Consider the following 12,532-nt stretch of genomic DNA (forward strand, 5'->3'; position numbering starts at 1 on the left):
CTTTAGATGCACCCACTCTGCCACAGCAGCCTGCGGCGCACCTTGCGTTATGCCACAAACGCGGTTCAGAGCTTCTGTTTCAGATAATCTTTGATGCGCGTAATGATGCCAGCTTCATCAACTGCTTTTAGCGTAACCAGCGGATAACTCGCCAGTTGTTTATCTTTATCCATCACCTGAATCTCGCCGACCACTTCATTGGCTTTGAGCGGCGCATCGAGCTCATTGCGATTGAGAACGTATTTTGCTTTCACATTCTTAATTTCGCTGCGCGGTAATGAGAGATAAACGTCATTCGCAGTGCCGACATCAACCTGATGCGGATTGCCATACCAGACGTTTTCACTGCCTATTTTCTTACCCGCATGGAACAGTTGTACGGTATCAAACGTATTTTGGCCCCAAACCAGCAGTTTACGCGCCTGCTCTTCGCGCCCTTTTGGGCTTTTGCCGCCCATGACGACCGCGATCAACCGATGTTTTCCCACCACGTTGGAAGCGATAATATTAAAACCCGCCGTTTCAGTGTGACCGGTTTTCAGACCATCAACATGCAGGTTGTTATCCCACAACAGGCCGTTACGATTATTTTGCGTAATGCCGTTAAAGGAGAGCGTTTTCTCGCTGTACATGGCATAAAAATCGGGTTCACCATCGATAATGGCCCGTGAAAGCTTTGCCATATCCAGCGCGCTAGAGAACTGACCTGGCGCATCCAAACCGTGCACCGTTTCAAAATGGGTATTCTGTAAACCGAGCTTGTCGACATAGTGATTCATCATCTTGACGAAGCTCTCTTCGCTGCCCGCCACGTAATCGGCCAGCGCCACGCAGGCGTCGTTCCCGGAATCGATGATGACGCCGCGACTTAAATCCCGCACGCTTACCTTGTCGCCTGGCTTAAGGAACATCAGTGATGAACCTTTGAAGACCGGATTGCCCGCCGCCCAGGCGTCTTTACCGACGGTTACGATGTCATCACGCGTAATTTTCTTTTGATCGATAGCGCGATCGACGACGTAGCCGGTCATGAGTTTGGTCAGGCTGGCAGGATTGCGGCGCTCGTCAGGATTTCCGGCGGTCAATACCTGTCCCGTGGTGGCATCCATTAAGACCCATGAAGCCGCATCAACGGCAGGCGGCGTCAGAGGAAACGGCATGTCGTCGGCGTGTGCCAGCGATGCCCAAAAAACAGTAGCAGTTACAGTGATCAACAGACGCCTTTTCAACACTTCATCCTTAATTGCATAAATGGGTTACGAAACAGAACAGCCGCACGTTTTACGGCAAAAGCATTGAGAAGGTTTAATTAAATTGAAAAAAAGTATGATCGCAGCGACTTGCCTCGCATCGCACAGCGACGCAGTTGTGCTGACGGACGCAGGAGACTATCCTGAGCACTGGTTTTTCCTCTATACAGGACAACGATGTGCCCTCGGATTTAACTTTTCTGTTTCACGATTATGAGACCTTTGGCACCAGTCCTTCGCTGGATCGCCCGGCCCAGTTCGCTGGCTTGCGCACCGACAGTGAATTCAACCCGATTGGCGAACCGCAGGTATTCTATTGCCGCCCGCCGGATGATTATATGCCTCAGCCGGAAGCGGTCATGATCACCGGTATCACACCGCAAATCGCCATGGCGCGCGGTGTAAGCGAAGTTGAGTTTGCCGAACGTATTCATACGCTGTTTACCGAGCCGCAAACCTGTGTGGTGGGCTATAACAACGTGCGCTTTGACGACGAAGTGACGCGCAATATTTTTTACCGCAATTTCTTTGATCCCTACGGCTGGAGTTGGCAAAACGGCAATTCGCGCTGGGATCTGCTTGATGTCATGCGCGCCTGCTATGCGCTGCGCCCTGACGGCATCAATTGGCCAGAAAATGAAGATGGCTTTCCCAGTTTCCGCCTGGAACACCTGACGAAGGCCAACGACGTCGCGCATGAAAATGCCCACGATGCGATGTCTGACGTCTACGCCACGCTGGCGATGGCGAAGCTGGTAAAAGAGAAGCAGCCCAAACTGTTTGAATTTTTGTTTACGCATCGCAACAAAAACAAACTCATGACATTAATCGACATCCCGCAAATGAAACCACTGGTGCACGTTTCCGGCATGTTCGGTGCTGCACGCGGCAATACCAGCTGGATTGTGCCACTCGCCTGGCATCCCGATAATCGTAACGCCCTGATCGTGGTTGATCTGGCGGGTGACATGAGGCCGCTGCTGGAGTTGGATGCCGACACGCTACGCGAGCGTTTGTATATGCGCAAAAGCGACTTGGGTGAATTAGCCTCGGTGCCCATCAAGCTGGTGCATATTAATAAATGCCCGGTGCTGGCCCCGGCGAATACCTTGCGTCCTGAAGATGCAGACCGTTTGGGGATTGATCGCGATCGCTGTCTGGCTAATCTTGCGCTGCTGCGCCAGCAACCTGATGTGCGAGAGAAAGCAGTCACTTTGTTTGCCGAAGCGGAGCCGTTTACGCCCTCAGAGGATGTCGACGCCCAGCTCTATGACGGTTTCTTTAGCGACGCGGATCGAGCGGGTATGAATATTATTCGCCAGACTACACCGCAGAACTTGCCGGCCATAGATCTCACCTTTGAAAGCGCGCGCGTATTGAAATTACTGTTCCGCTATCGTGCCCGCAACTTTCCCGGCACGCTGGATGATGCCGAGCAACAGCGCTGGTTACAGCATCGTCGTGAAGTGTTGAATCCTGAGAAAGTGCAGGCGTTTTTACTGGAGCTGGAGTCGCTGGCGAGTTTGCATGAGGCGGATCAGGAAAAAATGGGGCAATTGAAAGCGCTCTATTTATATGCGCAAGAACTGGTTTCTTAAAGTCAGTGCGACTGATGTTGAGTTGAGTGCTGATTGAGTGCGAGGCGCGCTGTCCCCTTCCCAACCTTCCCCCGCAAAGCGGGGGAAGGAGACGCTTCGATATGCAGCGACAAATCTAGATAAATGCCCACACTAACCAAGTCAGGGCAAAACCGCTTAATCCCATCACCGTGGTTAGCACTGTCCAGGTCCTCAAACCGTCCGCTACCGACAAACCTAAATAACGCGTTACCACCCAGAATCCAGAGTCGTTGACGTGAGATAAACCTAATGCGCCGAAGCAGGCTGAAAGCGCCACCAGCACCAGCTGCATATCGCCTAACCCCGTCACGGCGGTGCTTAATAATCCACACGTGGTTACGATTGCTACTGTGGCTGATCCCTGTGAAGCACGCAGTGCCAACGACAAAATAAAGGCAGCAGGGATCAAGGGAAGATGAATGGTTTGCAGTGAACCGGCCAGCGCTTTACCTACCCCAGATTCCACCAGCACTTTACCAAATGCACCCCCCGCGCCTGACACCAAAATGACACCTGCTGCAGTTGAAATCGCCTTATTCGACAGTGTTTCTAGCTTTTCTGTGGTCCAGCCACGACGCAAGCCGAGCAGCCAGGATGCCAGCAACAACGTAATCAGCAACGCTATACCTGGCGACCCTATTAAGGTCAGGACTTTTAACGGCAAACTGCCTGGTGTCAGGTGTGGAGGCAGTAATGTTCCCAACATGATCAACAAAATCGGCAGAACAATTAAACTGGCGATCAACATGGCGCCCGGCACGTTTTTATCACGTGTCGATGAAGCGTGATCGGCCGATTCCGTCAGTTGCAGCTGTTCAAGAACCTGTACTGAAAGATGATATTTTTTGCGGTTTAACGCTTTTGCCGCGAAATAACCGACGACGCCCACTGGCACTGAAATCGCGATACCCAACATCATCAACCAGCCCAAATCAGCATTCAGTAATCCCGCTGCCGCCGCCGGGCCTGGATGTGTTGGCACCGTAACATGGACCATCAACATCATTCCCGCCATTGGTAAACCAAACTTCAGCGGTGAAACGCGCATCACTTTGGTAAAACCATAAATCAGTGGCACGACAATGATAAAACCGACATCGAAAAATACGGGTAAGCCCAGAATGAAGGCGACAATGGTTAATGCTGCCACCATACGTTGCGGCCCACATAGCCTGGCGAAACGGTTTGCCAGCGCATCAGCGCCGCCTGAAGCTTCGATAATCGCCCCCAGAATCGCCCCTAAAACGATGATTACCGCAATGCTTCCCAGCAAATTCCCCATGCCGCCGAGTATCACTTTCATGATGTTTTCAGCAGGAATGCCCGTGGTGATCGCCACAAATAAGCTTGCGATCAATAAAGCAATAAAAGGGTGAACTTTGGCTTTAATCACCAGAAGTAACAGCAATATCACGCTGACTAGCGCGATGGATAACAAGAAGGTAGTGGACATCGGCAGACCTCTAATTATTTATATTTTTCAGCAAGTTAAATATTTTGCAGATTTCTAACTGGTGGATTTTAGGTACAAAGCGACGCACATCGATTGCAAATTAACCGATGTGGTCTTTTTAAAAGGATTTAGCGGCGGGTACGCCAGTCTTTAAACCAACCCAAGCCTTCTTGCGTATTGCCGCGCGGAATATATTCGCAGCCGATCCAGCCGTCGTAACCGACCTCATCCAGCAATGCATACAGATAGGGATAATTGATTTCACCTTCATCCGGCTCGTGACGATCGGGCGCCGAGGCGATCTGCACGTGGCGATAACGGCCTGCGTGGTGGCGAATTAAGTGGCTGAGATTGCCGTCCACCAGCTGAGCATGGAACAGGTCGAGCTGGGTGAAGACATTAGGCCGATCAATCAGCTCAACCATTTCCAGCGTTTGATACTGGCTGGAATAGAGATAATTCGGTTTGGTTTTCGGGTTCAGCGCTTCAATCAGCAAGGTGATGTTGTGCGGTGCAAACTGCTCGGAGGCGTAACGCATATTGCTGATAAAGGTATCAACATATGCCTGACGATCTGCGCCTTCTGGCACGGTCGCAGACATGATGTGCACCTGTGGGCACGCCAGCGCCAGCGCGTATTCCAGCGCACGGTCGATGTCCGCCTTGGCCTCAACTTCGCGGCCAGGAATGCCAGAAACACCCCATTCACTCGCCGCTACGTCACCGGCAGCGGTGTTAAACAGCACCAGTTTGAGCTGGTTCTCATCCAACAGCTGTTTCAACTGCGCAGCGGGATAATCGTAGGGGAACAGAAATTCCACCGCCTCAAATCCGGCTTCGGCGGCGGCAGCAAAGCGCGCTAAAAACGGGACTTCGTTAAATTGAGTAGATAAATTAGCAGCAAACTTTGGCATTATCGGCTCCTTAATTCCGCCACTTCGCTATCTGTCAGATAACGTATGGCACGGTCACCCAGCGTGAACATCAGCCGTGCGGTCTCTTCCAGTTCTTCGGTGTTGTCTGCTGCTTCACGCAGCGATTTACCGACCACCACCGGCCCGTGATTTGCCAGCAGGAAGGCGCGATATTTTCCCGCCAGTTGCGCCAAATCGTCCGCCAGACGCTGATCGCCCGGCTTGTAATAGGGCACTACCGGCACATCGCCAACCCGCATCACCACATAAGGCGTGAACGGTCGAATACAGTTTTCGCTATCCAATCCTTGCAGACAGGAGAGCGCCGTCAGGTAATGGCTGTGCAGATGCACCACCGCTTTGCAGTCGGGATTATTCAGATAGAGCGCGCGGTGAAACGCGATCTCTTTTGAAGGCTTGTCGCCTGAAATCCATTCGCCTTCCAGCGTCACTTTTGATAAGCGATTACCATCCAGTTCACCTAAGCAAGAACCGGTCGGTGTAGCGAGCAGATTGCCATCCTCCAGCAACAGCGACAGATTACCGGCAGATCCTGTCGCGTAACCGCGCTGAAAAAAGGAGGCACCCAGCTTCACCATCTCAAGGCGGGCTTGCTGTTCGCTCGAAGAAAATTGCTCAGTCATGGAAAAACTCCGTTTGTGCGCGGCGGAAGAACTGCTCATCACCAAAATTACCGGACTTCAGCGCCAGTGAAAGCGGCTGCTGGATGTCGCGTACCCATGGCACGCCAGGCGAAATAGTTGGGCCGATGTGAAAAGCGGTCACGCCCAGGCTTTGCGCTACCACGCCAGATGTTTCACCACCTGCAACAATAAAACGCTGCCAGCCACGTGCTTTTAATTCTCGCGTTACCGCGGCAAACAGTGATTCCACCGCTTCACTGCTGCGTTGCGAACCGTATTTCTGCTGAATAGCTTGCAGCTGTTGCGCATCTGCGGTGGCGAATAACAGCGGCGCTAACGGCTGATGGCTGTTTGCTTCAACCCAGTCACACAGCTGTTGCGCGTAGCTTTCTGCATCCTCAAGACAGCGTTCAACTAACACTTCCTGGGCTGGCGCTTGTTGGCGATAAGTCGCGACCTGCCAGTTGGTCATCTGCGAACAGGAACCGGAAATCACCACGGCACGGCTGCCTTGCGGACGCCCCGCCTCTTCCGCCTCGCGGCGATCGCTGCCTGCTTGCGCCCATTGACGCGCCAGGCCGATCGCTAAACCTGAACCTCCGGTAACCAAACGCATATCGCGCAGCGCTTCACCTTGGGTCAGCAGATGCTGCTCATTTAAGGTATCGATCACCACATAGTTAATGCCTTGCTGACGCAGTTCATCAAGCTTGGTGCGCACCGCCACTGCGCCTTGGTCGAGGATGGGTGCGGCAATCAGCCCTGCTTTGCCTTTTGCCTGACGCTCCATTAATCGCAGCAAATTGCTGTCGGTCATCGGTGTGACCGGATGGTGACGCATACCCGATTCGGACAACAACTGCTCACCCACGAACAGATGCCCTTGATAAACCGTGCGGCCATTAATCGGCAGCGCCGGGCAGATCACCGTTTGCGTTTCATCCAACGCCGCTAACAGTGCATCGGTCACCGGGCCGATATTGCCCTGTGCTGTGCTGTCGAACGTGGAGCAATATTTAAAGTAGAAACGTTCGCAGCCTTGCTGTTGCAGCCATTTCAAAGCAGCCAGCGACTGATCAATGGCCTGGTCAACCGGGCAAGAACGTGACTTCAGGCTAATCACAATTGCCTGCGCGTCCAGCGCATCACTGTTATCCGGCACGCCGTTAAACTGAATAGTAGGAAGACCGTTTTGCACCAGAAAGCTGGCGATATCGGTCGCACCGGTGAAGTCGTCAGCTATCACACCCAAACGCATCATGCTTTCTCCTGCGCCTGTGGCAGCGTAATGCCGCTGAAAATCTTGATTACCGCGCTGTCATCTTCACGGCCATAGCCTGCGTTGCTGGCTTCGGTAAACATATTCAGTGCGGTTGAGGCTAAAGGCAGCGGAAAATGCAATGATTTGGCGGTATCAGCGACCAGGTTGAGATCTTTTACAAAGATATCGACAGCCGATTTGGGGCTGTAATCGCCCTCCACGACGTGACGCATACGGTTCTCAAACATCCAGGAGTTTCCGGCAGCGTTGGTTACCACGTCATACATGGTATCGAGTGGAATGCCCGCACGCGCTGCCAGCGCCATCGCTTCCGCGCCCACCGCAATGTGCACGCCAGCCAGCAGCTGGTGAATAATTTTAACGGTAGAGCCAAGGCCGATTTCATTGCCCACGCGATAGACTTTCGCCGCAACTGCATCCAGCACGGGCTGCAGTTGTGCAAACACCGCTTCGCTGCCTGATGCCATTACCGTCATGTCGCCGGTGGCAGCTTTGGCTGCGCCACCGGATACCGGCGCGTCCAGCATCAGTAACTGGTGTTCCGCCAGTTTTTGCTCAAACTGCTGCGCGTCTTGTGCCGAGATAGTAGAAGAGATCATTACCAGCGTGCCGGGCTTCAGCTTTGCTGCCAAACCGTTCTCACCAAACAGAATAGCGTTGACTTGTTTGGCATTGACCACCAGCAGCAACACCGCGTCGAGCTGATCAACAAAGCTGTCAGCGGAGGTTTGTGCGTCACGTGCGCCAGCCTGACGCAGTGTTTCCAGTGCAGCGGGATTGAGATCCACGCCCCATGTGTTTAAACCTGCACGGATACACGATTGCGCTGCACCCATTCCCATTGAACCTAAACCGATAACACAGATATTTGAGACTGGCACCGTAGGCCTCCGCTGTTAAATTAAGTGATTATTTGTTTGTTGATGTTAATCCTGACAGGTTGCCGGGCGAAAAAATGCGCGCCAACTCACAAAAAATAACTTCATACCGCGAAAACAACAAATATTCACAAAGCAGAACATTCTCGCTCAAGCCTTGCTGCAAGCGGATATGTAGCCATTACCGTCCCTGTCAGGCTAAGAAATTTCTATTCGCGTTAAAGAGTAAAACCCTTACAATGTGAAAAAATGATAACTTTCAAGGAGCCGATGTGATTCCCGTCGAACGACATCAACAAATTTTGGCGCTGGTTGGCGAGCGTGGCGTGGTGAGTATTGCCGAACTGACCGATCGACTCGGTGTTTCACACATGACAATTCGTCGTGATGTGCAAAAGTTGGAAGAGCAAGGTGCAGTGCTGTCGGTGTCGGGCGGTGTGCGTTCAGCCGATCGGCTGGCGGCGGAACCTTCGCATCTAACGAAAACAGCCCTGTTTAACGATGAAAAAAATGCGATTGGTCGATTAGCCGCGCAACATATTCCGCGTAACAGCTGTATCTACCTGGATGCTGGCACCACCACGTTGGCGCTGGCACGTGAGGTGGTGGATCGTGATGACTTGCTGGTGGTAACCAATGATTTTATGGTGGCGAATTTGTTGATGGAGGCCAGTAGCTGTCGGGTAATTCACACAGGCGGCACAGTTTGCCGGGAAAATCGTTCCTGCGTGGGGGAAGCGGCCGCGCGCAGTTTGCGGCATCTGGCGATCGATATCGCGTTTATTTCCTCGTCATCCTGGGGACCGCGCGGGTTGTTCACGCCAGATGAAGACAAAGTGACGGTGAAGCAGACGGTCAGCGAAGTGAGCAGCAAGCGCGTGTTGCTGAGCGACAGCTCGAAGTACAACAAAATCGCAACGTTTTTAGCCCTGCCGCTGGCGCAGTTCGACACCATTATTACGGATAAACAGCTAAGTGGTGCGGCGCGGGAATCGCTAAATAAAGGAGAATGGGAACTGGTGATTGCGGGGTAAGGGGATGCTGCCACATGCAGGTACAGAGTGGGCATTTTGCAGCGTCTTCCTCCCCCATGTATGGGGGAGGACCGAGGTGGGGGACAAACGACCTCGCACTTTAAAAGAATAGAGCGGTTTACTTAAATCTCTTCGCTGAACTGCGGCACCGGATTACGGAAGCTGCGAGTCACAAACGCCAGATACAGAATACCGATAGTCGCCCAAATCAGGCCCAGAACCATCGAACTCTCTTCCAGGTTGATCCACAGTGCACCGACTGTCATTGCACCGAGCAGCGGCAGCACCAGGAACTGGAAGTGATCTTTCAGCGTGCGGTTACGCTTCTCACGGATCCAGAACTGCGCAATCACCGACAGGTTCACAAAGGTAAACGCCACTAACGCGCCGAAGTTAATCAGCGCTGTTGCCGTGACCAGGTCGAAATTAATCGCCATCAAGGCAACCGCACCCACCAGCAGCACGTTCAGAGACGGCGTACGCCACTTCGGATGGATGTAACCAAAGAAGCGCTCTGGGAACACACCATCACGACCCATGACATACATCAGACGTGAAACGCCTGCATGTGCCGCCATACCTGAAGCCAGTACCGTGACCACCGAGAAGATCAGGATACCGACCTGCAACGCTTTACCGGCAACGAACAGCATAATTTCTGGCTGTGACGAATCCGGGTCCTGGAAGCGGGTAATGTCCGGGAAGTAAAGCTGCAAAAAGTACGAGGCAATGATAAAGATTACACCACCAATCAACGCTGTCAGGAAGATCGCGCGTGGAATGGTGCGTTCTGCATCTTTGGTCTCTTCCGACAGGGAACTGATTCCATCAAAGCCAAGGAAGGAGAAGCAGAGTATCGTCGCGCCGGTAATCATGGGCACGACATGGGCATTTTCTGACCAGAAAGGTTTGCTGCTGGTCAAGGTGCCCGCGCCTTCGCCGTTTGCTACGCCGTAAATCACCATCGCCGTGATACCGACCATAACCACAACCTGCAGCACCACAATAATGCTGTTGAAGTTGGCAACGGTTTTGATGCCTTTGAGATTCGAGAGCGTCATGAAGCCCACCAGCATCACGACAAAAATCCACGAAGGAATGCCGGGCACCAGTGTTTCAAAATAGTTTTTTGCCAGCAGGATGTTGATCATCGGCATGAACAAATAGTCCAGCAAAGATGACCAGCCCACCATAAACCCGACGTGCGGACTGATGGCCTTTTGCGCGTAAGTATAAGCGGAGCCCGCAGAGGGGAAGCGGCGTACCAGCTTACCGTAGCTCACGGCGGTAAACAGAATCGCAATCAGTGCAAACGCATAAGCGGTGGCAACGTGACCATCGGTCAACCCAGAGACGATACCAAACGTATCAAAAAGGGTCATAGGCTGCATGTAGGCTAAGCCCATCATGACGACCGGAAGTAAGGTCAGCGATTTTTTCAGATGCGCACGCTGAGGTGCTGCAGAGGTATTAAGCGACATGCTTCATTGCCTCCTGTGCGACAACCTGGCCAGGTTGAGTCACGGGGCAACTGCGCAAGATGCGACAGGGAGTAAGGTGTGTAGAACGCGTGGCGCCGTAGTCATCACGAAAACGCGTACCAGCATAGGCTGGCAGTGTGGAAAACATCCCCATCTTTGAATCCTCAATCTCACGCTTAAGCGTGTTTTCAGTGTTTATCTATCCGGGTGCGTGCCCGGCCTCGGTTAAGTCAGCGAAAACCTGTCAGTAAAAACAATGTGCAAAAAAAATAACCGGCGCGGTAAGCGTCGGTTATATGTCATTTTTGCAGCGCGCATATTCTGCCTCAAACAATTGGCTCAGCACAAGATGTTGCGGCACCAAATGCAAAATATTACTCAGGCATTTTTAAGCATCCAGTCAATTTCGGTGGCAGTGATCAACCGCTCGAACTGCATCAGCTCATAATTCTTGCAGCTGTACCATACTTTGGCAAAGCGCTCGCCTAATAATTTTTGCAGCGGATAGCTCTGCTCGAACTCATATAAAGCATCGCTTTGACGTATAGGAATCGCCAAACCTTCTGCTTCATGACCGTTGCCAGTCACCGGATGCGGTAGCGGCAGTTGCGTATCCAATCCATGCAGCATGCCGGCTAAAATCGCCGAAACCACTAAATAGGGATTGGCATCCGCGCCAGCAACCCGGTATTCGATGCGATGATTCTCGACATCGCCACAGGGAATGCGCAGCGCCACGGTACGATTGTTATGGCCCCACGATGCCTGCAACGGCACATAGGCTTCCGGTACAAACCGCCGAAAAGCGTTAACGTTAGGTGCCAGCAGCGCCATTGATGCGGGCATGAGATCAATCATTCCCGCCAGCGCGCGTTTGAGCAGCGGCGAATCGCTGCCGTCATCACAGGCAAAAGCGTTGTGATTGGCGGCGTCCAGCATGCTGATATGTACGTGCATACCGCTGCCCGCATACTCTTCATAAGGTTTAGCCATAAAGGTTGCGGTCATACCGTGGTTTTCGGCCACCTGACGTATCAGGCGTTTTAGCTGTATAGCGTGATCGCAGGCTTGCAGCACATCGCGAGTGTGATGCAGGTTGATTTCGAACTGGCCTGGCGACGCTTCTGCCAGCGCGCCATCGGCAGGAATGCCCTGCAGTTTGGCTATCTCATCAATGTCACGCAGGACATCGGCAAAGTGGTCGAGATTATCCACTGAGTAAACCTGGCTCTGCATGTTGCGCTCATCGCTGCCTGGCGAACAAGGCGGCTGAATAAAGCCTTCCGCATCACGCTTTTTGTCCACCAGATAGAACTCCAACTCTACCGCTACCACCGGAAACAAGCCTCGATTGCGTAGCTGCTGCCACAGTTGATTGAGGACATTTCGGGGTTCAACGTCAAAGGGAGTGCCATCTTGGTTGCGCATGGTTAACAGCAGTTGCGCAATGTGTTCAGGATCGGAAGCGGAAGGAACTAACGTATTGAGAACAGGAAGGCACAGATTATCAGGTTCACCGAGGGATTGTCCGAGACCGGCCTCTTCTACTGTGTTGCCGAGAATATCCATGGCAAACACCGATGCCGGAAAGTAACAGCCTTTTTCAAGTTTAAGCAGCGCGGAAACCGGAATGCGTTTACCGCGAAAGACTCCATTTAAATCGTTTAATAAGATGTCGACATACTGCGTTTCAGGATGGCGCTCCAGCCAGGCTTTCACCTCAAGCTGGAACGCGCTGGTTCGTCTCTCTTCGCTATGACGCGTAAAGTCTTCTACTTCTACCAGGTTTGTCATGATCTCACCCGCCCCGTAAATGGTTTGCGCAATGCTCAAAATAACAGCCACCCTTCTAACATAGCGCCAACACAAAAAGTGTGCAAATGTAACAAATCTGTTTGAAGAACCCGCAACAGATTGCTAGATTGACAAAATATTGCACACTTAAGCACCAATCGCGCTTTTTCGGGTGATATTTCG

Annotated in this window: 10 protein-coding genes; 2 read left to right on the forward strand and 8 right to left on the reverse strand. The window is 52.4% G+C overall.

Annotation, left to right across the window (positions count from 1 at the left end):
• Window positions 1–65: 65 nt before the first annotated feature.
• Window positions 66–1,229 (reverse strand): serine-type D-Ala-D-Ala carboxypeptidase DacD, encoded by a 1,164-nt coding sequence (gene dacD / locus ACF2G4_RS07640; protein ID WP_215846425.1) that lies wholly within the window; start codon window positions 1,227–1,229, stop codon window positions 66–68.
• Between the two features lie 200 nt (window positions 1,230–1,429).
• On the opposite strand from dacD, the gene sbcB reads away from it, so the two are divergent.
• The gene (gene sbcB, locus ACF2G4_RS07645) at window positions 1,430–2,848 is read left to right on the forward strand and encodes an exodeoxyribonuclease I (RefSeq protein WP_409075800.1); all 1,419 of its coding nucleotides are present in this window, start codon (window positions 1,430–1,432) and stop codon (window positions 2,846–2,848) included.
• A 115-nt stretch (window positions 2,849–2,963) separates the two neighbouring features.
• On the opposite strand, the gene ACF2G4_RS07650 is transcribed toward sbcB, so the two are convergent.
• The 5 genes from ACF2G4_RS07650 to ltnD form a co-directional block, all read right to left on the reverse strand.
• Complete coding sequence (locus tag ACF2G4_RS07650; protein WP_409075801.1) at window positions 2,964–4,322, reverse strand: GntP family transporter; 1,359 nt, start codon at window positions 4,320–4,322, stop codon at window positions 2,964–2,966.
• Window positions 4,323–4,450: 128 nt separating this feature from the next.
• Window positions 4,451–5,236: an HPr family phosphocarrier protein gene (locus ACF2G4_RS07655; protein ID WP_409075802.1), complete on the reverse strand. Its 786-nt coding sequence runs from the start codon at window positions 5,234–5,236 to the stop codon at window positions 4,451–4,453.
• The gene (locus ACF2G4_RS07660) at window positions 5,236–5,880 is read right to left on the reverse strand and encodes an aldolase (protein ID WP_409075803.1); all 645 of its coding nucleotides are present in this window, start codon (window positions 5,878–5,880) and stop codon (window positions 5,236–5,238) included. Before ACF2G4_RS07660 ends, ACF2G4_RS07655 begins: the two co-directional genes overlap by 1 nt.
• The gene (gene otnK, locus ACF2G4_RS07665) at window positions 5,873–7,138 is read right to left on the reverse strand and encodes a 3-oxo-tetronate kinase (protein ID WP_409075963.1); all 1,266 of its coding nucleotides are present in this window, start codon (window positions 7,136–7,138) and stop codon (window positions 5,873–5,875) included. The genes ACF2G4_RS07660 and otnK overlap by 8 nt, the downstream gene beginning before the upstream one ends.
• Entirely contained in the window at window positions 7,138–8,043 is a 906-nt protein-coding gene (ltnD, locus tag ACF2G4_RS07670) for an L-threonate dehydrogenase (protein ID WP_409075804.1), read from the reverse strand. The genes otnK and ltnD overlap by 1 nt, the downstream gene beginning before the upstream one ends.
• A 269-nt stretch (window positions 8,044–8,312) precedes the next feature.
• On the opposite strand from ltnD, the gene ygbI reads away from it, so the two are divergent.
• The gene (gene ygbI / locus ACF2G4_RS07675; RefSeq protein WP_409075805.1) at window positions 8,313–9,074 is read left to right on the forward strand and encodes a DNA-binding transcriptional repressor YgbI; all 762 of its coding nucleotides are present in this window, start codon (window positions 8,313–8,315) and stop codon (window positions 9,072–9,074) included.
• Between the two features lie 122 nt (window positions 9,075–9,196).
• Here the strand turns inward: ygbI and ACF2G4_RS07680 are convergent, their stop codons facing one another.
• Together ACF2G4_RS07680 and ACF2G4_RS07685 are read right to left on the reverse strand one after the other, a co-directional pair.
• Entirely contained in the window at window positions 9,197–10,555 is a 1,359-nt protein-coding gene (locus tag ACF2G4_RS07680) for an APC family permease (RefSeq protein WP_409075806.1), read from the reverse strand.
• Between the two features lie 378 nt (window positions 10,556–10,933).
• The gene (locus ACF2G4_RS07685) at window positions 10,934–12,349 is read right to left on the reverse strand and encodes a glutamine synthetase family protein (protein ID WP_252515248.1); all 1,416 of its coding nucleotides are present in this window, start codon (window positions 12,347–12,349) and stop codon (window positions 10,934–10,936) included.
• Between the last annotated feature and the right edge of the window lie 183 nt (window positions 12,350–12,532).

The sequence above is a fragment of the Pantoea phytostimulans genome (genome assembly GCF_046118715.1).
In the GTDB taxonomy this organism is placed as follows: domain Bacteria; phylum Pseudomonadota; class Gammaproteobacteria; order Enterobacterales; family Enterobacteriaceae; genus Pantoea; species Pantoea phytostimulans.